At 71.8% G+C, this 19833-nt stretch carries 20 protein-coding genes and 1 riboswitch; of the genes, 11 read left to right on the top strand and 9 right to left on the bottom strand.

Going from position 1 to position 19833, the window contains the following annotated elements; genetic code table 11:
* Nucleotides 1–50 precede the first annotated feature (50 nt).
* The 3 genes from ACFYXF_RS15955 to ACFYXF_RS15965 all read right to left on the bottom strand — a co-directional run bounded on the left by ACFYXF_RS15955 (nt 51) and on the right by ACFYXF_RS15965 (nt 2509).
* The gene (locus tag ACFYXF_RS15955) at nt 51–464 is read right to left on the bottom strand and encodes a DUF3040 domain-containing protein (protein ID WP_369035393.1); all 414 of its coding nucleotides are present in this window, start codon (nt 462–464) and stop codon (nt 51–53) included.
* A gap of 276 nt (nt 465–740) precedes the next feature.
* Nucleotides 741–1511 (bottom strand): methyltransferase, encoded by a 771-nt coding sequence (locus ACFYXF_RS15960; RefSeq protein WP_389350158.1) that lies wholly within the window; start codon nt 1509–1511, stop codon nt 741–743.
* A 422-nt stretch (nt 1512–1933) separates the two neighbouring features.
* Nucleotides 1934–2509, bottom strand: coding sequence for an SAV_6107 family HEPN domain-containing protein (locus tag ACFYXF_RS15965; protein ID WP_389350159.1), 576 nt, complete (start codon nt 2507–2509; stop codon nt 1934–1936).
* 191 nt (nt 2510–2700) lie between these two features.
* Here ACFYXF_RS15965 and ACFYXF_RS15970 point away from each other — a divergent pair, with 191 nt between their 5' ends.
* The 5 genes from ACFYXF_RS15970 (at nt 2701) to ACFYXF_RS15990 (ending at nt 8718) form a co-directional block, all read left to right on the top strand.
* Nucleotides 2701–3462 carry an ATP-binding cassette domain-containing protein gene (locus tag ACFYXF_RS15970; RefSeq protein WP_389350160.1) on the top strand — a complete coding sequence of 254 codons (762 nt, stop codon included), beginning with the start codon at nt 2701–2703 and terminating at the stop codon, nt 3460–3462.
* Nucleotides 3434–5518: a YhgE/Pip family protein gene (locus ACFYXF_RS15975; protein WP_389350161.1), complete on the top strand. Its 2085-nt coding sequence runs from the start codon at nt 3434–3436 to the stop codon at nt 5516–5518. Before ACFYXF_RS15970 ends, ACFYXF_RS15975 begins: the two co-directional genes overlap by 29 nt.
* A gap of 44 nt (nt 5519–5562) precedes the next feature.
* Nucleotides 5563–6192: a TetR/AcrR family transcriptional regulator gene (locus ACFYXF_RS15980; RefSeq protein ID WP_389350162.1), complete on the top strand. Its 630-nt coding sequence runs from the start codon at nt 5563–5565 to the stop codon at nt 6190–6192.
* A gap of 404 nt (nt 6193–6596) precedes the next feature.
* The gene (locus tag ACFYXF_RS15985) at nt 6597–7199 is read left to right on the top strand and encodes a DUF4126 domain-containing protein (protein WP_389350163.1); all 603 of its coding nucleotides are present in this window, start codon (nt 6597–6599) and stop codon (nt 7197–7199) included.
* 10 nt (nt 7200–7209) lie between these two features.
* Nucleotides 7210–8718 (top strand): phytoene desaturase family protein, encoded by a 1509-nt coding sequence (locus ACFYXF_RS15990; RefSeq protein ID WP_389350164.1) that lies wholly within the window; start codon nt 7210–7212, stop codon nt 8716–8718.
* Between the two features lie 63 nt (nt 8719–8781).
* Here ACFYXF_RS15990 and ACFYXF_RS15995 read toward each other — a convergent pair whose 3' ends face one another.
* The 6 genes from ACFYXF_RS15995 to ACFYXF_RS16020 all read right to left on the bottom strand — a co-directional run bounded on the left by ACFYXF_RS15995 (nt 8782) and on the right by ACFYXF_RS16020 (nt 13830).
* On the bottom strand, nt 8782–9849 hold the full coding sequence (locus tag ACFYXF_RS15995) for a hypothetical protein (protein WP_389350165.1): 1068 nt from the start codon (nt 9847–9849) through the stop codon (nt 8782–8784).
* Nucleotides 9850–9905: 56 nt separating this feature from the next.
* Complete coding sequence (gene metF / locus ACFYXF_RS16000; protein ID WP_389350166.1) at nt 9906–10829, bottom strand: methylenetetrahydrofolate reductase [NAD(P)H]; 924 nt, start codon at nt 10827–10829, stop codon at nt 9906–9908.
* Nucleotides 10830–10933: 104 nt separating this feature from the next.
* On the bottom strand, nt 10934–11626 hold the full coding sequence (thiE, locus tag ACFYXF_RS16005; protein ID WP_389350167.1) for a thiamine phosphate synthase: 693 nt from the start codon (nt 11624–11626) through the stop codon (nt 10934–10936).
* A gap of 100 nt (nt 11627–11726) precedes the next feature.
* Complete coding sequence (locus tag ACFYXF_RS16010; protein ID WP_369035382.1) at nt 11727–12098, bottom strand: Rv2175c family DNA-binding protein; 372 nt, start codon at nt 12096–12098, stop codon at nt 11727–11729.
* Between the two features lie 86 nt (nt 12099–12184).
* Nucleotides 12185–13423: an NAD(P)/FAD-dependent oxidoreductase gene (locus ACFYXF_RS16015; RefSeq protein ID WP_389350168.1), complete on the bottom strand. Its 1239-nt coding sequence runs from the start codon at nt 13421–13423 to the stop codon at nt 12185–12187.
* Between the two features lie 53 nt (nt 13424–13476).
* Nucleotides 13477–13830 carry a hypothetical protein gene (locus ACFYXF_RS16020; protein ID WP_389350169.1) on the bottom strand — a complete coding sequence of 118 codons (354 nt, stop codon included), beginning with the start codon at nt 13828–13830 and terminating at the stop codon, nt 13477–13479.
* 51 nt (nt 13831–13881) lie between these two features.
* A riboswitch (TPP riboswitch) is annotated at nt 13882–13993 on the top strand.
* Here ACFYXF_RS16020 and thiO point away from each other — a divergent pair.
* From thiO to ACFYXF_RS16050, 6 genes are all read left to right on the top strand, one after another.
* On the top strand, nt 13991–15163 hold the full coding sequence (gene thiO / locus ACFYXF_RS16025) for a glycine oxidase ThiO (protein ID WP_389350170.1): 1173 nt from the start codon (nt 13991–13993) through the stop codon (nt 15161–15163). Its footprint overlaps the riboswitch before it by 3 nt.
* Complete coding sequence (thiS, locus tag ACFYXF_RS16030; RefSeq protein WP_389350171.1) at nt 15160–15360, top strand: sulfur carrier protein ThiS; 201 nt, start codon at nt 15160–15162, stop codon at nt 15358–15360. The genes thiO and thiS overlap by 4 nt, the downstream gene beginning before the upstream one ends.
* A 3-nt stretch (nt 15361–15363) precedes the next feature.
* Nucleotides 15364–16158, top strand: a complete 795-nt coding sequence (locus tag ACFYXF_RS16035; protein ID WP_389350172.1) for a thiazole synthase — start codon at nt 15364–15366, stop codon at nt 16156–16158.
* A gap of 198 nt (nt 16159–16356) precedes the next feature.
* A complete protein-coding gene (pknB, locus tag ACFYXF_RS16040) occupies nt 16357–18336 on the top strand; it encodes a Stk1 family PASTA domain-containing Ser/Thr kinase (protein WP_389350173.1) in 1980 nt (659 codons plus the stop codon).
* Between the two features lie 67 nt (nt 18337–18403).
* The gene (locus ACFYXF_RS16045; protein ID WP_389350174.1) at nt 18404–19276 is read left to right on the top strand and encodes a deoxyribonuclease IV; all 873 of its coding nucleotides are present in this window, start codon (nt 18404–18406) and stop codon (nt 19274–19276) included.
* Nucleotides 19277–19344: 68 nt separating this feature from the next.
* The gene (locus tag ACFYXF_RS16050) at nt 19345–19833 is read left to right on the top strand and encodes a DUF4396 domain-containing protein (RefSeq protein ID WP_389350175.1); all 489 of its coding nucleotides are present in this window, start codon (nt 19345–19347) and stop codon (nt 19831–19833) included.

Consider the following 19833-nt stretch of genomic DNA (forward strand, 5'->3'; position numbering starts at 1 on the left):
ATTTCACGTCTCGCGGTCGGTCACGATGCCGGGTTCAGTACCCCTAAGGGCTACTGGCCACCCTGCTGTTCGTCACGGCGCCGCTGCCAGCGCTCTTCGATGCGGTCCATCATGGAGCGCCGCTGCCGACCCTGTCGGCGAGCGTGCGGGGCTCCGGGGGCGGCGGCACCCGCGGCGGGCTGTTCACCCGGCTTGGGAGCCTTGCGCCAACCTGTCACGGCCAGGACCGCACAGCCCAGCATGACGAGGAACCCCACCACGCTGACCCAAATCTGCTGTGCGACCATTCCGGCCATGAGGAGCGCGATACCCACGAGGAATCCAGCGACCGCCTGATACACCCGTCGCCGGGTGTACGTGCGCAGCCCGCTTCCCTCAAGCGCTGTCGCGAACTTGGGGTCTTCGGCGTACAGCGCTCGCTCCATCTGCTCAAGCATTCGCTGCTCGTGCTCCGAGAGCGGCACGGAGTCCTCCTCATCGTGCAGTCGCCGGGGCGACCGGGGGTCCCCTTCAGGATAGGCAGGGAATCGCCCCCGTGAAACCCGCCCCTCTACGCCAATTGGCAACCGGAATCCGCCATGGCCGTCCCGGTTCGCTGAAGCGTTCATTCCCCAGCAACCGGCCCGTCATGCCGAGCGGTCTCCCTCGATCATACGGCTCCGGGCGCCCGATCGGGTGGCCTGTGGCGTACTCCATGTGCGGCCGAGCCCCTGATCAGCGGTCCGCCACCGGAGGGGGGCTCAGGCCTCGGCGGCACCCGGCGTCTCGCCGAGCACATGAAGCTGCGTGGCCACGGAGTGGAACGCGGCCTGCTCGGCCGCCGCGGCCTCCAGTTTCAGCAGGGCGTCCAGGGCTCCCGGCTCGGTGTCCACGAGGACGCCGGGCACCAGGTCGGCGAAGATCCGCACACCGTGCACGGCGCCCACGCTCAGGCCCGCGCCCTCGACGAGCGCGGTGAGCTGTTCGGCGGTGAACCGGTGGGGTACGGGGTCGCTCTCGCCCCAGCGGCCGTTCGGGTCGTCGAGCGCCCGCGTGGCCTCCTTGAAGTGCCCTGCGAGGGCGCGAGCGAGCACGGCGCCGCCGAGGCCTGCGGCGAGCAGGCTGAGGACGCCCTCGGGGCGCAGGGCGGCCACGACGTTACGGACGCCCTCGGCGGGGTCGTCCACGTACTCCAGGACACCGTGGCAGAGCACCGCGTCGTAGCCGCCGCGCTCGACGACGTCGAAGAGGCCGTGGGCGTCGCCCTGGACGCCCCGGACGCGGTCGGCGACGCCGGCCTCGGCGGCCCGGCGCTCCAGTGCGAAGAGCGCGTTGGGGCTGGGGTCGACGACGGTGACACGGTGGCCGAGGCGGGCGACGGGCACCGCGAAGTTGCCACTGCCGCCCCCGGTGTCGAGGACGTCCAGCGACTCGCGCCCCGTGGTTTTGACCTGCCGCTCCAGGGCGTCCTGAAGAACCTCCCAGACCACGGCGGTCCGGAGAGAAGCGCGGGGGCGCATCGGGTCCGACACGGCAGTTGACTCCTCGGCGCGGCGCCACCGCTTGTGCGGCGGAGCGAACGGGGCGCCCTCCCGGCCCCGATGGGCTGCGGAAAGGCTGCGGCTTCCCCACCTTATTGCCTCCGGTGACATACCCGGTCATCCGTCTCAGCCCGCGTCGGGGACGCCCCTGTCCCCTGCCCGTGCGGGGCCCGGTCCCGGGGGTGCGTCGGCGTCGCGGTGCGGCTGTGGGAGCACCGGCCGGGAGGACGAGCATCCACTCGGCACCGCCCCGGACGACATCCCCGCGCCATCCGCCTCACCCCACGTCCGAAACGCCGCGCCCCCTCCTGGCGCCGGGGCGTCTCCAGTGCCTGGCGGGGCTGTCGTAGCACCGGCCAGCGGGCAAGCATCCGGTTCAGCATCGCCTCCGACGGCATACCCGGTCATCCGGCTCAACTCGCGTCCGGGACGCCCCGGTCCCCTCCCTGTCGCGGGTCCGGCTCCGGGGGCGTCTCCGGGTCCTGGCGGGGCTGGGGAAGCACCGGCTGGAGGACGAGCATCCGCTCGACGAGGCGCAGGAACATCGCCACGTCGCGTATCAGGTCGTCGGCGTCGCGGTTGCTGGCCGCGCCCTGGATGCCCGCCTCGGCGCGGGCGCGGCGGCGGGCGCCGGAGGCGAACAGGACGCTCCACTCGGCGAGTTCGGGTGCTATCTCGGGGAGCACCTCCCAGGCGCTGCGGATGCGTGCGCGGCGCCTGGAGGTGGGTTCGGGGCGGCCCCGGGCGGCGAGCACCGCGGCGGCGGTGCGCAGGGCGGCGAGGTGGGCGGTGGCGTACCGCTCGTTCGCGGTCTCCAGGACGGCCGCCTCGTCGAGTCCGGCGCGGGCCTGGGCGAGCAGGTCGAGGGCGGCGGGCGGGGCCGTGGCCCGGCGGAGCACGGGGTGTACGTCGCCCGCCGGTCCGGTCAGTGAGGGGGCAGGGCCGGGGGCGCGGCGCCGACGGGCGGCGGCTGCGTTCGAGCTGGCCATGACGAACCTCCTGTCGTCTGTGTGACGGCCCGTCCCGACGGGAGGTGCCGTATGTGCCCATCGTGAGGTATGCCACTGACAATCCGTTCTGACCTGGTCTTTTGCTTCGATCGAAGGTTCGGGTTAGCTTTTGCACTGACCAGTCAGTTCAAAAAGTCGGCGCAGAAAAGGCGCAGAAAATTGGGGGAACCGTGGACGGTCCGCACGGGCTCGGGGTGACCACCCGGGGCTTCGGGCTCAAGGGGCCTCGCGGCTGGGCGTTCCGTGAGGTGTCCTTCGACGCGGAGCCCGGCTCGCTGATCGCGGTGGAGGGCCCGTCCGGATCCGGGCGCACCTGCCTGCTGCTGGCGCTCACGGGCCGGATGAGGGCCACCGAGGGGTCGACCACGGTCGGCGGGTGGAGCCTGCCCAAGCAGCTCGCGGCGGTGCGTCGTGCGAGCGCGCTCGCGCACGTCCCCGGTGTCACCGACCTTGACCCCGCCCTGACCGTCGGGGAGCACCTGCGGGAACGGGCGCTGCTGGAGCGCAGGTTCGGCGGTTCCCTGCGCGGGCTGCTGCGGCCACGGGCGGAACGGGCGGGCGAGGCGAGGCTGCGCGTGGACACCGCGCTGACGGCCGCCGGTCTCGACCGCGAGGCCCTGCCCAAGGGCTCCCGGACCGCCGTACGCGATCTGGAGCGGCTGGAGGCGCTGCGGCTGTCCCTGGCGCTGGCGCTGGTCGGCCGGCCCCGGCTGCTGGGTGTGGACGACACCGACCTGAAGCTGTCGGACGCCGAACGGGCCGAGGTGTGGGCGCTGTTGCGGTCCCTCGCCGAGGCCGGGACGACCGTCGTGGCGGTGTGCAGCGAGGCTCCCGAAGGGGCCGTCGTCGTGTCGACGGCGCCGCAGGAGAAGCCGACGGAGACTCATGAGAAGGAGACGGTGGATGCGCTCCCCGCGACTGGCCGCGCTTGAGCTGAGGCGTTTCGGCCGGGGCAGGCTCCCGCGCGCGGCGCTTGCCTCGCTCCTGTTGCTGCCGCTGCTGTACGGCGCCCTGTACCTGTGGTCCTTCTGGGACCCGTACGGCAGGCTCGACCGGATCCCTGTGGCGCTCGTGAACGACGACAAGGGGGCGAGCGTCTCCGGGAAGAAGCTCGTCGCCGGTGCCGACATCGTCAAGGGGCTGCGCGACAGCGACACCTTCGAGTGGCACGAGGTGAGCGCGGCCGAGGCCCGGGAGGGCGTCGAGGACGGCACGTACTACCTGTCGCTGACCATGCCGGCCGACTTCAGCGCGCGGATCGCGTCGAGTTCGGGCGACTCCCCGGAGACGGGCGCGCTCCAGGTGCGGACGAACGACGCCAACAACTACATCGTCGGGCAGATCTCCCGGACGGTGTTCGGCGAGGTGCGTACGGCCGCCTCCACCAAGGCCTCGCGGTCGTTCCTGGACCGGATCTTCGTCTCGTTCTCCGACATCCACGGGGAGACCGTGAAGGCCGCCGAGGGCGCCGACACGCTCACGGGTGGCATCGACAAGGCCGAGCAGGGGTCCAAGGACCTCGCCGACGGGCTGAAGGACGCCGAGGCGGGCAGCGGCAAGCTGGTCACGGGGCTGAAGAAGCTCGACACGGGCGCGGGCGATCTGGCCGACGGTTCACGGCAGGTCGCGGCGGGCACGCGGACGCTCGCCGACAAGGTCCACGGGGTCTCGGACCGGCTGGGGCCCTTCCTCAGGGACAACGAGAAGACCATTGGGGACACCGCTCAGCTGGTCGCCGACTCGGCCGGTACGGTCCGGCGCAACCTCGGTACCCTGGTGAAGGCCGCCCCGGCCGCCGCCAAGGGCGCCCACGCGGCCTCCGACACCCTGGACGGGGTCTACAGGGCGCGTTGTGTGACCGCGGTGCTGCCCGACGCCGCGTGCGCCGACCTGAAGAAGGCCCGGCAGGCGGCGGCTGACGTGGCGACGGTCGCGGACGACGTCAACACGCTGGTCGCCGACCAGAACGGCGATCTGGACAAACTTGACCAGCACCTCGCCACTCTCCAGAAGCAGGCCCAGGCGCTCGCCGACCGCGCCCCGCGTCTCTCCGAGGACCTCGACGACGCCGTCCGCAAGGTCGACGAGCTGAACGAGGGGGCTGCACAGGTCGCCGCGGGAGCGAAGAAGCTGCACACCGGGCTCTCCACCGCCAAGTCCGGCGCGGTCGCCCTGGACACGGGCGTCGGGGACCTCAAGGCGGGCGCGGACACGCTCTCCGGAGGCATGTTCAAGCTCGTCGACGGCTCCGGGAAGCTCGCCGGCGGGCTGCACGACGGCGCCGCGCAGATCCCCGACTACGACCGTCAGGACCGCGACGCACGCACCGAGGTGATGTCCGACCCGGTCCAGCTCGCCTCCCAGGACCTGCACAAGGCGCCCAACTACGGCACCGGGTTCGCCCCGTACTTCATTCCGCTGTCCCTGTGGGTGGGCGCGATGGTCGCCTACATGCTGATCCCGCCGCTCAACCGGCGGGCGCTCGCCGCGGGTTCCTCGGCCTGGCGCATCACGCTGGCGGGCTGGCTGCCGGTGGCCGCCCTGGGCGTGCTCCAGACCGTGGCCCTGATGTCCGTACTGCACTGGGCGATCGGCCTGGAGATGGTGCGGGCGGCCGGGACGGTGGGCTTCCTGTTCCTGGTCACGGCGTGTTTCGCGGCGATCGTCCAATGGCTGAACGCACGCTTCGGAGCGGCGGGCCGGATCCTCGTACTCGCCTTCCTGATGCTCCAGTTGACGTCCGCGGGCGGCACCTATCCCGTGCAGACCAGCCCCGACTTCTTCAACGCGATCCATCCCTTCATGCCGATGAGCTACGTCGTCGAGGCCCTGCGCAGGCTCATCACGGGCGGTGGGCTCGGCCCGGTGTGGCAGGCGTGTGCCGTGCTGGCCACGTTCACGGCGGGCGCCCTGGCACTGACCGCCGTGTCGGCCCGGCGCAGGCAGGTGTGGACCCTGGACCGGCTGCACCCGGAGCTGAGCCTGTGACGTCTCGTCAGCGTGGGCCCGGTGTTCCTGTGAGAATCAGGGCCATGGAACGCAGCAGCACCCCGTCGGGCGGCAGTACGCGCCGCGAGGCCACCCGGCAGAAGCTCTACGAGGCCGCCGTCACGCTCATCGCCGAACAGGGCTTCTCCGCCACCACGGTGGACGAGATCGCCGAGCGGGCCGGGGTCGCCAAGGGCACGGTCTACTACAACTTCGCCAGCAAGTCCGTCCTCTTCGAGGAGTTGCTGCGGCACGGCGTGGAACTCCTCACCGCCTCCCTGCGGGAGGCAGCGGAGCGGACCGAACGGGACGGCGGCACCAAGGTCGACGCCCTGGACGCGATGATCCGGTCCGGGCTCGAATTCATCAGCCGCTACCCGGCCTTCACCCAGCTCTACGTGGCCGAGCTGTGGCGCACCAACCGGAGCTGGCAGTCGACCCTGATGGTGGTCAGACAGCAGGCGGTTGCGGTCGTCGAGGGCGTCCTGCGGGAGGCCGTGGCGGGCGGCGAGCTGAGCGACGAGATCGACGTCCCACTGACCGCTGCGGCCCTGGTCGGCATGGTCCTGGTCGCCGCCCTGGACTGGCAGTCCTTCCAGCCGGAACGCTCCCTGGACGACGTCCACTCGGCACTGTCCCGGCTGCTCCAGGGACGGGTCGGCGGCAACCGCTGAGCAAGCGGGTCGGGCACATCGGATCTGGGCGCACAGGAAAGCGCCGGTCCGATGTGGCCGCGTCCCCCTCGGGCCACCTCGAACCGGCGCTTCCTTCCTGCTCCCCCGTTTTCCCCGTTCCCCCGTGTTCCCCCGTTGGCCCCCGTGCGGTCGCTCCCCCGGGTCCCCCGGTGTCTCGCTCCCGCCGACAGATCGGCGGAAGGAGCGGTCCAGGGCGCCGGCACCGTTCCGCCGCCCCGTGTCGGCGGTACCGGAGCCGTGCCCTTTTCCGTGGCTCCACTCTCTCGTTCCCGCAGGTAGCGGCCCATCCGTGCGCGTACTCATCTCTCGTCCTAGGTACGTGTACTCAGCACTGCGCACTCACCCCCAGGACGCGTCGTTGCCGACTGGTTACGATCGCCTCCGTGTCCGTACTCCCTCTGGTCTTCACCAGCGGCTGGGCCAGCGGTGTCAACGCGTACGCGGTGGTGCTGCTCCTCGGCTTCTTCGGCGCGACCGGGCTGACGGACGAGGTCCCCGAGTCGCTGCAGCGCCCCGAGGTGCTCGTCGCGGCGGGCGTGCTGTTCCTGTGCGAGGCGGTCGCCGACAAGATCCCGTACGTGGACTCGATGTGGGACGCGGCGCACACCGTGATCCGGCCGGTCTCCGGGGCCGTCGTCGGGGCGCTGCTGGCCGGGCAGAGCGGTTCGCTGTCCGATCTGGCGGCGGGCGCGATCGGCGGTTCGACGGCGCTGGCCAGCCACGCGGTCAAGGCCGGGACGCGGATGGCGGTCAACACCTCGCCGGAGCCCTTCAGCAACGTGATCGTGAGCTTCGCCGAGGATCTCGGGGTCGGCGGCATCGTGACGTTCGCGATGTTCCACCCGGAGGCTGCGGCGATCATCGCGGGCACGCTGCTGCTCGCCGGGCTGGCCCTGCTGTTCTTCCTGGTCTCCCGGATCAGACGGTTCCTGCGGCGCCGGGCCCAGCGGCGGGAGGAGAGACGGCTTGTCAGTGGGGGCGGATAAAGTCCCTGGCATGGCACGAGTTGCGGTGATCGGCGCCGGCATGGGCGCGATGGCGGCCGCTGTCCGGCTGGCCGTCGCGGGCCACCGGGTGGCGGTGTACGAGCGTGGGGAGACGTACGGCGGAGCGGTGCGCCGCTTCGAACGCGACGGCTTCTCCTTCGACACGGGCCCCGGGCTGCTCACCCTGCCCGCGGTCTACCGCGACCTGTTCGTCAAGACCGGCAAGCAGCCCCTGGAGGAGTGCGTCGAGCTGGTCCAGGTGGACCCGTCCGCACGGCACGTCTTCCCGGACGGTACGGCGGTCTCCGTGCCGAACGCGTCCCGCGCGGGCGTCGTCCAGACCCTGGACGCGGCTCTCGGGGCCGGGGCGGGCGACCGCTGGGGCGACTTCCTGGTCAGGGCACGCGAGGCCTGGGACCGCACCCGCAGGCCTCTGCTGGAGGAGCCCCTGTGGACCGACTGGCAGGTGCTGGCCGAGCGCGAGCCCTATCCGGCGGTGCCCCACAAGCGGCTGCTGCGCACCCGTCGGGCCGGCACCCTCGCCGAGATCGGCGCCTGGGAGCTGCGCGACCCGCGCCTGGCCGCTCTCCTGGAGAGCCACGCCCTCGCGTACGGCCTCGATCCCCGGGACACCCCGGCGAGCGCGGCCGTGCTGCCGTACATGGAGCACGCCTTCGGCACCTGGTACGTCCGGGGCGGCGTCCGGGAGTTGGCGCGCGCGGTGTACGAGCGGTGCGTGGCCCGGCGGGTCGAGTTCGTCTTCGGCGCCGAGGTCACGGCGATCGTCGAGAAGGACGGCCGGGCGGCGGGCGTGGAGCTGGCCGACGGGACGGTCGCGGAGGCGGATCATGTCGTGGCGGGCGTGGATCCCGTACGGCTGAGGGCGCTGACGGAGCACGCGCTCGACGGGGACGGTGATGTGATGCCCGACACATCGACGCCGTCGCCGGGCCGGTTCACCGTGCTGCTGGCCCTGCGCGGGGCCCGGGAGGCGGGTGCCGCGCATCGCACGGTCGTGCACGCGTCCGACCGGGAGGCCGAGTTGGACTGGGTGAGCGGGGAGGGCAACGGGCCGGTGCACCCCACGGTGACCGTGCTGCGGCCGGACGATCCCGGACTGCGGCCCGACGAGGAGCACGAGTCCGTGGTCCTGACGGCGACGGCCCCGCCCAAGGGGGACTGGGTCGCGGAGGGCTCGGCCGAGCGGTTCGCGGACCTCGTGGTCGGAGCCGCCGAGGCGGCCGTACCCGGGCTGCGCGAACGCGCCCTGTGGCGGGAGATACGCACGCCCGGCCGGAGCGTCGACGAGACGGGCGCCTTCTGCGGGGGCGTTCCTGCACCGTCCCTCGCGGGCGGGAAGGGGGACTTCCTGCGTCCCGCCAACAGCACCCGGCTGCCGGGGCTGTATCGCGTGGGCGGCTGGTCGCACCCCGGGGGCGGGCTGCCGCACGCGGGGATGTCGGGCGCACTGGTGGCGGGACTGATCGTGGAAGGGCCGGGCTTCAGGGGCTCGCAGTGAGCCACTGGCACCCGACCCCGACACCCTGATGCGGGCGGAACGGCACTGGAAGACGAAGCGGTACTAGAAGCGGTACTGCTGCTCGTCGTACCCGTTCCCGTGCGTCTGCCCGTTGCCGTTGCCCTGGCCGTTGCCGTTGTCCTGGTAGTACTGCTGCTCCGGCGGGAGTTCACCGCCGTACAGCGGGTCGTCGGTGTTGCGCTGCTGCGGGACCCAGACGCCGTTCCCCGGGGTCTCGCCGTAGCCGGCGTTGCCGTACTGGTCCTGGGTGTAGCCCTGCTGGCCGTACTGCTGCTGGTCGTAGCCGGCGTCGTACGAGTTGCCGCCGTAGCCCTGGCCGATGTACGGGTCGGAGTAGGCGGCGTACTGCTGCTGGCCCGAGGCGTCGTAGCCGTACTGCTGCTGGTCGTAGCCGGTGTAGCCGTCGTACCCGTAGTTCTGGTCGGTGCCCTGGGCCGCCGTCGCGTACGACTGGTCCTGGCCCGCGCCCGCGTAGGACTGGTCCTGGCCGTTCGCCGCCGCGTAGGCCGCGTCGCTGTATATGCCGTACGAGCCCGTGTCGTCGGGGAGGGGCTGCGGTTCGTAGACGGCCGTGCTGTCGGCCGCCATGGGCCGACCGGTGCGGGCGGGGGTGAAGACGTCGTCCCGGTCGTAGTCGCGGTCGAAGTCCTGGGCCTGGCGGTACGTTCCGGCACCGGTGTCGTAGGCGTCGTTCCCGAAACCGTCGGCGGGGGTGCCCGCGAAGTCCGTGTCGGCGCCGTTGCCCGGTCCGTACGCGCCCTCGGACGCTTCGAGGTCGGAGACCTCCAGGCTCGGGTCCTTGTACTCCCCCTCGCCACGGTCCCTGCCCTTGCCGAAGCGCGCGAGGAAGCCCGGGCGGCCCGCGACGGCCCAGCCGGCCGAGAAGCCGCTGCGGAACGACAGCGTGACGTAGGTCTGCCCGACCGCGAAGGCCGCGGCGCCCAGACCGATGACCAACACGTTCGGGATGAGCACGCCGAGGACCACGCCGAGGAAGCCGACGAAGGCCAGCAGTCGCCAGCGCAGCCGCGCCTTGTACTGCAACAGCACTTCGCCGAGCAGCCACAGCGCGACGACGCCGAACGCGATGTAGAGGACCGTCCAGCCCATGTACGCCCCTCTCCCAGTGACCGCTACGCAGTGTGTCGTACGCCGGTGCGGCCGGTCTAGGCCCGCTGTGGGTGGTGCAGACCCAGGTTCTCGTAGATTTCCAGCGATGCCGTGGAGTTGTTCAGCGTAATGAAGTGCAGTCCGGGGATTCCCTCGGCCAGCAGTCGCGCGCAGAACTCCGTGGCGAACTCGATGCCAATGGAGCGTACAGCCGCCGCGTCGTCTTTGGCTGTGAGGATCCGCTCTTTCAGAGCCGAGGGGATCGCCGCGTTGCTGAGCTGCGGCAACCGCTCCAGCATCCGCACGCTGGTCACGGGCATGACCTCGGGGATGACGGGGGTCGGACAACCCGCCGCCGCGACCGCGTCACGCAACCGCAGATACGACTCCGGGTGGAAGAACATCTGGGTGATCGCGTAGTCGGCGCCGGCCCGGCACTTGTCGACGAAGTGCGTGACGTCCGTCTCCCGGTCCGGGGAGCGCGGGTGCGTCTCGGGGAAGGCCGCGACACCTACGCAGAAGTCGCCCGACTCCTTGATGAGGCGCACGAGTTCGGCGGCGTACGTCAGACCGCTCGGGTGCGGTACCCACTCGGCCATCGGGTCGCCGGGCGGGTCGCCGCGCACGGCAAGGATGTTGCGGATGCCCGCGTCGGCGTACTGGCCGATGATGTTGCGCAGTTCGGCGATGGAGTGGTTGACCGCGGTGAGGTGGGCGACCGGGGTGAGCGTCGTGTCGGAGACGATCTGCTGGGTCTCCTTGACCGTGCCCGCCCGCGTCGACCCGCCGGCGCCGTACGTCACGGACACGAAGTCCGGGGCGACCGCCTCGACCCTCCTGAGCGCGTTCCACAGGTTCCGCTCGCCCTTGGGTGTTTTCGGCGCCGAGAACTCGAAGGAGAACGTGGTCTTGCCGGAGGCGAGCATGTCACGCACAGTGCGCGCGTGGTCAGTCCTGGTGGACGCGGTTCCGAGGGCCATACCCGCAGGTTAGTCAGGGGGCGGCGGTCCCCCAACCGGATGGCGGAAATTTGCCCTGATTGTCGTCTTGTTGTCCACCCCTCGGACACCCTCGCGACGAACGCCTACAACGAACGCAGCCGCTTGGCGAACTCCGCCGCGGCCGCGCCCGGGTCGTCCGCCTCCGTGATCGCCCGTACGACGACGACCCGGCGGGCGCCCGCCGTCAGCACCTCGTCCAGGTTGCCCAGGTCGATGCCGCCGATGGCGAACCAGGGGCGCTCGGTGGCCAGCCCGGCCGTGTACCGGACCAGGTCGAGGCCGGGGGCGTGGCGGCCCGGCTTGGTGGGCGTCGGCCAGCAGGGGCCCGTGCAGAAGTAGTCGACGCCCTCCTGGACGGCGGCTGCCGCGGCCTCGGACTCGGCGTGCGTGGAGCGGCCCATGAGCACGTCCGGGCCCAGGATCGCGCGGGCCGCCGGGACGGGCAGGTCGCCCTGGCCGAGGTGCAGTACGTCGGCACGGGCGGCGTGGGCGACGTCCGCGCGGTCGTTCACCGCGAGGAGCCTGCCGTGCCGGGCGCAGGCGTCGGCGAAGACCTGGAGGTGGTCCAGTTCCTCGGCGGCCTCCATGCCCTTGTCGCGCAGCTGCACGATGTCGACCCCGGCGGCCAGGACGGCGTCCAGGAACTCGGCCAGGTCGCCCTGGCGGCGGCGGGCGTCGGTGCAGAGGTAGACCCGGGCGTCGGCGAGCCGGGCGCGGGCGGTGCCGGCGTCGGCGTCGGCGGTCGCCCCGGGCACGGTGTCGGTCGTCTCGGGCATACGTGGGTCCCCCCATGGGCGCGCCCCGGGGTGTTCTCCCCGGGAGCGCCCCTCTGTGGCGGCGCAGGGACACGGCCCGTACGCCGAACGGCTGGTCCGGTCAGACGGCGAGCGCCTGGGCGCGGCGCTTCACCTCCGTGCCGCGATTCTCGCTGAGGGCCTGCGCGGGGGTGCCGGGCAGGCTGGGGTCGGGAGTGAAGAGCCACTCCAGCATCTCTTCGTCGGAGAAGCCGTCGTCCCGCAGGAGCGTCAGGGTGCCGGTGAGGCCCTTGACGACCTTCTGCTCGGTCCCGTCGATGAAGGCGGCGGGGACGTGCAGCGCGCGGTTCTCGCCACGGCGTACGGCGATCACTTGGCCCTCCTTGACCAGCTGCCGGACGCGTGTCACCTCGATGTCGAGGATTTCCGCGATGTCGGGCAGCGTGAGCCAGGCGGGGACGAGAGCATCGATCTTTGCGTCAATCTCGGTCACGGGACAAGCCTGCCATCCCGCACTGACAGTCGGAAGCCAGGCCCCTCCGACCTGCGCCGTTCCGGTGCCGCCGAGCCCCCGTCGCGCTATGCCGTGGCCGCCTTCAGGGGCCGGGACGGGTCCCTCAGCGCCTCGGCGTCCATGAGAGCGCCCGCCTCGATCAGGCGGCGCCCCTGGGCCAGGTCCCGGGGGCGGCCCACGGCCAGCAGGGCGACCAGCCGACCCGCCAGCAGCCAGCACACCGTCCAGGCGGGGCCGGCCGGGTCGCCGCGCCACAGGGTGGTGTCGGCGGAGCCGTGGTGGCCGACGTACTGGACGAAGCGGCCGAACTGCTCCGACCAGAAGTACGGGACCGGGTCGTAGACCTCCGGGGACTCCCCGATGATGTTCGCGGCGACCGTACGAGGTCCCTGGAGGGCGTTGTCCCAGTGGTGGACCAGCAGGCGCCGGCCGTACCTTCCCGAAGGGAAGGAGGCGCAGTCGCCGACCGCGTAGACGTCCGTCGCGGAGGTGCGCAGGTGGTCGTCGGCGACGACCTCCCGGTGCTCGCCCAGGGCGACACCCGAGTCCGTCAGCCAGTCCGTGGCCGGGCGGGCCCCGATGCCGACGACGACGGCACCCGCGGGCAGCCGCGAGCCGTCGTCGAGCACCACCGCGCCGGGCTCGACGCGGGCCACGCGCGCGTGGGTGCGCAGCGAGGCACCGCTGTCGGCGTACCAGGCGGCCATCGGCGCGGCCACCTCGGCGGGCAGGGCGCCCGCGAGCGGCCGGTCGGCGGCCTCCACGACGGTGACCGCGCAGCCCGCCTCGCGCGCGGCGGTGGCGAACTCGGCGCCGATCCAGCCGGCCCCGACGACCACGATGTCGTGCTGGCGCGCGAGGACGGGCCGCAGCCGTTCGGCGTCGTCGAGGGTGCGCAGCAGATGCACTCCGGGGACGCCCTCGGTGCCCGGCAGCCGGATCGGTTCGGCGCCGGTGGCGAGGACCAGGGCGTCGTACGGCACTGGCCCGTCGGCGGTGTCCAGCTCGTGTGGGCCGGGGCGGACGCCCAGCACCTCGCGCCCGAGCAGCAGTTCGATGCCGAGGGCCTCGAAGTCGACGTCGAAGGCGGAGCCCTCCGCCTTGCCGAGCAGCACGGCCTTGGACAGCGGCGGCCGGTCGTACGGCTGATGGGGTTCGGCGCCGATCAGCGTGACGGTGCCGGTGAAACCCTGCTCGCGCAGGGCCACCGCGGTCTGCACCCCGGCCATGCCCGCGCCCACGACGACCACGCGCCGCGGCTGCGGCACGCCCCGCGTGCCCTGTGCCTGCGTCTGCTCGCTCACCCGGTCACCATAGACAACTGACAAATTGTCAGTCAGTGGGCGCGGCCCGTGACCTACTCCACACCCGCCTGCTCGACCTGCTCCACCACGCTCGTTCCGCTGCCCGGCTGCGACTCCCACTCCCAGGTCTCCGACAACCGCAGCCGCCCGTCGGGCAGTTCGAGCACCTCGGAGACACAGTGGCCCGAGGACGTCGTCCCGTCCCGCTTCAACTGCACGTAGCGGAAGTCGAGACGGTCGCCTTCCCGCGTCCCCACGAGATGGCCGCGTACGACGTCGCCGCCCGCGTACTCGGCCCAGATCTCGCCGTCCTTCTCGTGGTAGGTGAACCGGGTTCGCGTGCCGACCTGACCCGGTGCCTGGTCCTCGACCGGGGCGAGGACGAGACCGTCGAGCGAGCGGGCCATGGGCGGAGGCTCCCTTACGTGTGCGATGCGCTGCGGGCTAGGGTGGCCAGCGTAAGCACTCGCGGGAGCCCGGACGGACCGGGCTGAGAGGGAGGCTGGCGGCCTCCGACCGTACGAACCTGATCCGGGTCATGCCGGCGAAGGGAGGGGCTGGACGCCCATGTCGCGTACACACACCTCGGACGTCGTTGTCGTCGGAGGCGGGATCATCGGGCTGGTGACGGCCTGGCGGGCCGCGCAGCGCGGGCTCGCCACGACCGTCGTGGATCCCGCGCCGGGCGGCGGGGCCGCTCAGGTGGCGGCCGGGATGCTGGCCGCCGTCACGGAGCTGCACCACGGCGAACAGACCCTGCTCGGGCTGAACCTGGAGTCGGCCCGTCGCTATCCGGACTTCGTGGCCGAGCTGACCGAACTGACCGGCCGCGACCTCGGCTACCGCCGCTGCGGCACCCTCGCCGTCGCGCTCGACGCCGACGACCGCGCCGAACTGCGCGAACTGCACGCCCTGCAACGGCGGTCGGGCCTGGAGTCGGAGTGGCTCTCGGGGCGCGAATGCCGGCGCCTGGAGCCGATGCTCGCGCCGGGCGTGCGCGGGGGGCTGCGGGTGGACGGGGACCACCAGATCGACCCCCGGCGGCTGGCCGGGGCGCTGGTGGACGCGTGCGGGCGGGCCGGGGTGGTGCTGCGCCGGACGTGGGCCGAGCGGCTCGTCGTACGGCGGGGGCGGGCCGTGTCGGTGACGGACTCCGACGGCGACGACCTGGCCGCCGGATCGATCGTGCTGGCCGGGGGCAGCCTCAGCGGGCGGCTCGCGGGGGTCCCTGAGGCCGTGCTGCCGTCCGTACGGCCCGTGAAGGGGCAGGTGCTGCGGCTGACCGTGCCGGAGCGGTACGCGCCGTTCCTGAGCCGTACCGTGCGGGCCGTGGTGCGCGGCAGCCAGGTCTATCTGGTGCCGCGCGAGAACGGCGAGCTGGTCGTCGGGGCGACGAGCGAGGAGCTGGGCTGGGACACGACGGTCACGGCGGGGGGTGTGTACGAGCTGCTGCGCGACGCCCATGAACTCGTCCCCGGGATCACCGAGTTGCCGCTGACGGAGACGCGGGCCGGGCTGCGTCCCGGATCCCCGGACAATGCGCCGCTGCTCGGCCCGACCGCGCTGGAGGGGCTGCTGCTGGCGACGGGGCACTACCGGAACGGGGTGCTGCTGACGCCGGTCACCGGTGATGCGCTGGCGCACGCGCTGGTCACCGGTGAACTGCCGGACGAAGCGCGGGCCTTCACTCCCCGGCGGTTCGACGGCGTACGCATGGAGCGTATGGAGCAGCTCGTATGAATGTTCTGGTCAACGGTCGGCCGCGCGAGGTCTCCCCCGGTACCGCGCTCGACGTTCTGGTGAAGTCCCTCACCGCGGCGCCCTCCGGAGTGGCCGCCGCGCTCAACGAAACCGTCGTCCCGCGCGCGCGGTGGTCGTCGACCCGCCTCTCCGAGGGAGACCGCGTCGAAGTCCTCACCGCCGTCCAAGGAGGCTGAACCATGGCCGACGATCCCTTTGTCCTCGGTGGTACGTCCTTCACGTCCCGGCTGATCATGGGTACGGGGGGTGCGCCCAGCCTCGATGTGCTGGAGCGGGCGCTGGTGGCCTCCGGCACGGAGCTGACGACGGTCGCGATGCGGCGCGTCGATCCCTCGGTGCACGGCTCCGTGCTGTCGGTGCTGGAGCGGCTCGGCATCCAGGTGCTGCCCAACACCGCGGGGTGCTTCACCGCCGGGGAGGCCGTGCTGACGGCTCGGCTGGCGCGGGAGGCGCTCGGTACGGATGTGGTGAAGCTGGAGGTCATCGCCGACGAGCGGACGCTGTTGCCGGATCCGGTCGAGTTGCTGGACGCGGCGGAGGTGTTGGTGGAGGACGGGTTCACGGTGTTGCCGTACACGAACGACGATCCTGTGCTGGCTCGTAAGTTGGAGGACGTGGGGTGTGCCGCTGTTATGCCACTCGGGTCGCCTATTGGGTCGGGGCTGGGGATTCGTAACCCGCACAACTTTCAGCTGATCGTGGAGCACGCGCGTGTGCCGGTGATTCTGGACGCGGGGGCCGGGACCGCGTCCGATGTTGCTCTGGCGATGGAGTTGGGGTGTGCGGGGGTGATGTTGGCGTCGGCCGTTACCCGGGCGCAGGATCCTGTGCTGATGGCGGAAGGGATGCGGTACGGGGTATCCGCGGGGCGGTTGGCCTACCTGGCCGGGCGGATTCCTCGGCGGCACTTTGCTTCGGCTTCGTCTCCTGTTGCTGGGGTTGCCTGGTTGGATCCTGAGCGGCCCGGTTTTTAGGCACCCGGGGTTTCACTTCCGTTTGATTTCCCGCCCGCACCACCCGTTTCCAGCCCGTTAACCAGTGGACCTCTCCTGTGGGGGTTCCTCGCCGTCGGCGGCCGCCCCGTGCGATCTGCGTCACAGGTCGGCTTCAGTCCCGCTGCTTTCCCGGCCGAAACCGTGGGGTTGTCAGCGGCGGCTCGTACACTCACCTGCGTGGATACGACCCTTCAGGACCCTCTCGTCGGGCAGGTGCTCGACGGCCGCTATCGCGTGGACGCGCGGATCGCGGTCGGCGGGATGGCCACGGTCTACCGGGCCGTGGACACCCGTCTCGACCGTGTGCTCGCCCTCAAGGTGATGCATCCGGGGCTCGCGGCCGACGTGTCCTTCGTCGAGCGGTTCATCCGGGAAGCGAAGTCCGTGGCCCGGCTCGCGCACCCCAATGTCGTACAGGTCTTCGACCAGGGCGCCGACGGGTCGTACGTCTATCTCGCCATGGAGTACGTCGCCGGGTGCACCCTGCGTGACGTGCTGCGCGAGCGCGGCGCGCTCCAGCCGAGGGCCGCGCTCGACATCCTGGAGCCCGTGCTCGCCGCACTCGGCGCCGCGCACCGGGCCGGGTTCGTGCACCGCGACATGAAGCCCGAGAACGTCCTGATAGGGGACGACGGTCGGGTCAAGGTCGCCGACTTCGGGCTCGTGCGTGCCGTGGACACGGTGACGAACACCACCGGGGCCGTCATGGGCACCGTCTCCTATCTCGCGCCCGAGCAGATCGAGAGCGGCACCACCGATCCCCGGGTCGATGTGTACGCCTGCGGCATCGTCCTCTACGAGATGCTGACCGGCGACCAGCCGCACTACGGCGACTCCCCCGCGCTGGTGCTCTACAAGCACCTGCACGAGGACGTGCCGCCGCCGTCGGCCCTCGTCCCGGGACTGGCCTTCGAGCTGGACGAACTGGTCGCCCTGGCGACCGCGCGCAACGCCGACATCCGCCCGTACGACGCCGTGGCGCTGCTCGCGCAGGTCCTGGAGACACGCGGCTCGCTCGACGCCGAGCAACTGGACGCCGTACCCCCGCAGGCCGTCGCCTCGGGGCACGACAACGCCGAGGACCTGACGAGCGTCATCCCGCGCGCGGTGTCGGTGCAGCGGGCCCTGAACGTACAGCGGCCTCTGCCCGTCAACGAGGACGAACCCCCCGTCGACGAGCGGCGACAGCACGTCAACCGGACCAGTCGGCTCGGTGCCGTCGCCGCCCCGGAGGCCGCTCCGCCCTCCCGGCGGGCCCCGCGGTCACGGAAGCGGCGTACGCCCATCGCCATCCTCGTCGCCCTGCTGCTCGTCCTCGGGGTGGGCGCGGGCGTCTGGTACATCAACTCCGGACAGTTCACCCAGGTCCCGGCGGTGCTGGCGCAGACCGAGGACCAGGCCAAGGCTCGGTTGGCGGAGGCCGGGCTCGACCTCGGGAAGGTCGACGAGGCCTACAGCGACACCGTGGAGCGCGGCACCGTCATCAGCACCGACCCGGAGGTCGGCGCCCGGATACGGAACAACGACTCCGTGGACCTCACCGTCTCCCTGGGGCCGGAGACCGTGCCGGTGCCCCAGCTCGCCGGTTACCGCCTCGACAAGGCCAGGGCCCAGCTGAAGCGGGCCGGGCTGGAGCCGGGCCGGGTCACCCGGGAGTTCAGCGAGGAAGTGCCCCGGGGTTCCGTGATCAGCACCGACCCCGATCCCGGCACCGAGCGGCGCGCCGGTTCAGCGGTCGCCCTCGTCGTCAGCAAGGGCAGCCCGGTGGAGGTCGCCGACGTCACCGGCGCGACCCTCGCCGACGCGCAGGCCGAGCTGGAGGAGGCCGGGCTCAAGGTCGAGGTCGCCACCGGGACCGTCACCTCGGACGAGTTCGAGGCGGGGCAGGTCGCCGTCCAGTCACCGGAGAGCGGCACCGAGGCGGCCGAGGGCGACACGGTCACGCTCACGATCTCCAAGGGCCCCGAGATGATCGAGGTCCCGGATGTCGTGGGCGACAGCGTCGCCGACGCCAAGGAGGCCCTGGAAGGGGCCGGGTTCCAGGTCGACGAGGACCGGGGGCTGCTCGGGCTCTTCGGCGACACCGTGAAGAAGCAGTCCGTGAAGGGCGGCAAGACCGCCGCCAAGGGGTCGACCATCACCATCACGATCCGCTGACCCCGGAGGCCGACGGATCGTGACATCCGCCGACGGGAGGCGCCGCGTCGCGTGACACCCTGACAGGGTGACCAGCAAGCAGCTCCGCAACCCCGTCGGCGGCCATGTTCCCGTGGCCGGCGGTCTCCACTCCGTCGGCCTGTCCTACGCCCGCGACCTCCTGGCCGAGACCGTCCAGGTCTTCGTCGCCAACCCGCGCGGCTGGGCGACGCCCGTCGGCAGTCCACGCCAGGACGAGGAGTTCCGCGCGGCCTGCGCCGAGGCCTCGATCCCGGCGTACGTCCATGCCCCGTACCTGATCAACTTCGGCTCGCACACCGAGGCGACCGTCGAGCGGTCCGTGGAGTCGCTGCGGCACTCGCTGCGGCGCGGGCGGGAGATCGGCGCGCTGGGCGTGGTGGTGCACACCGGGAGCGCGACGGGCGGACGGGAGCGGTCCGTGGCCCTCCAGCAGGTCCGGGAGCATCTGCTGCCGCTGCTCGACGAGCTGACCCATGACGACGACCCGTTCCTCCTCCTGGAGTCGACCGCCGGGCAGGGCTCCTCCCTCTGCTCGCGCACCTGGGACTTCGGGCCGTACTTCGAGGCGCTCGACGCCCATCCGAAGCTCGGCGTCTGCCTCGACACCTGCCACATCTTCGCGGCCGGGCACGATCTGACCGGGCCCAGCGGGATGCACCAGACCCTCGACCTGCTCGTGGACACGGTCGGCGAGGGGCGGCTGAAGCTGATCCACGCCAACGACTCCAAGGACGTCGTCGGCGCCCACAAGGACCGGCACGAGAACATCGGCGCCGGTCACATCGGCGAGGACCCGTTCCGCGCGCTGATGACCCACCCCGCGACCGAGGGCGTACCGCTGATCATCGAGACGCCCGGCGGGAAAGAGGGGCACGCGGCGGACGTGGAGCGACTGAAGAAGCTCCGGGAATACCCCTAGGGGGTATACGGTTGGTGGGTGAGAACGAGGCCCACGACACCGTGAGACCGTGACACCCGGGGGTTCCCATGGAGCACGAGACACACGCACACCACCAGCACGAACACCACCACGCACCCGCAGCTACCTGGTCCGTGGCCGTCCAGGCCACCCTGCACTGCCTCACCGGCTGCGCCATCGGCGAGGTGCTCGGCATGATCATCGGCACGGCCTTCGGCTGGGGCAACGTACCGACACTGATCCTGGCGATCGTCCTCGCCTTCTTCTTCGGGTACGCGCTCACCCTGCGCGGCGTCCTGAAGGCGGGCGTCGGATTCCGTACGGCCGTCCGGGTCGCGCTCGCCGCCGACACCCTCTCCATCGCCGTGATGGAGCTGGTCGACAACGGCGTGATCACACTGTGGCCCGGCGCGATGGACGCCCAGCTGGACGATCTGCTGTTCTGGGGCGCGCTGGCGATCTCACTGGCGGTCGCCTTCGTGATCACCACGCCGGTCAACAAGTGGACGATCGGCCGGGGCAAGGGCCACGCGGTGGTGCACCAGTACCACCACTGA

Source organism: Streptomyces sp. NPDC002680 (assembly GCF_042889145.1).
GTDB lineage: Bacteria > Actinomycetota > Actinomycetes > Streptomycetales > Streptomycetaceae > Streptomyces > Streptomyces adonidis.

Coding starts and splice junctions, on each gene's coding strand:
- ACFYXF_RS15965 (WP_389350159.1), bottom strand. CDS start 2,509: ATGGCCAGCTCGAACGCAGCCGCCGCCCGTCGGCGCCGCGCCCCCGGC.
- ACFYXF_RS15975 (WP_389350161.1), top strand. CDS start 3,434: ATGCGCTCCCCGCGACTGGCCGCGCTTGAGCTGAGGCGTTTCGGCCGG.
- ACFYXF_RS15980 (WP_389350162.1), top strand. CDS start 5,563: ATGGAACGCAGCAGCACCCCGTCGGGCGGCAGTACGCGCCGCGAGGCC.
- ACFYXF_RS15990 (WP_389350164.1), top strand. CDS start 7,210: ATGGCACGAGTTGCGGTGATCGGCGCCGGCATGGGCGCGATGGCGGCC.
- ACFYXF_RS15995 (WP_389350165.1), bottom strand. CDS start 9,849: ATGGGCTGGACGGTCCTCTACATCGCGTTCGGCGTCGTCGCGCTGTGG.
- metF (WP_389350166.1), bottom strand. CDS start 10,829: ATGGCCCTCGGAACCGCGTCCACCAGGACTGACCACGCGCGCACTGTG.
- thiE (WP_389350167.1), bottom strand. CDS start 11,626: ATGCCCGAGACGACCGACACCGTGCCCGGGGCGACCGCCGACGCCGAC.
- ACFYXF_RS16020 (WP_389350169.1), bottom strand. CDS start 13,830: ATGGCCCGCTCGCTCGACGGTCTCGTCCTCGCCCCGGTCGAGGACCAG.
- thiO (WP_389350170.1), top strand. CDS start 13,991: ATGTCGCGTACACACACCTCGGACGTCGTTGTCGTCGGAGGCGGGATC.
- thiS (WP_389350171.1), top strand. CDS start 15,160: ATGAATGTTCTGGTCAACGGTCGGCCGCGCGAGGTCTCCCCCGGTACC.
- ACFYXF_RS16035 (WP_389350172.1), top strand. CDS start 15,364: ATGGCCGACGATCCCTTTGTCCTCGGTGGTACGTCCTTCACGTCCCGG.
- ACFYXF_RS16050 (WP_389350175.1), top strand. CDS start 19,345: ATGGAGCACGAGACACACGCACACCACCAGCACGAACACCACCACGCA.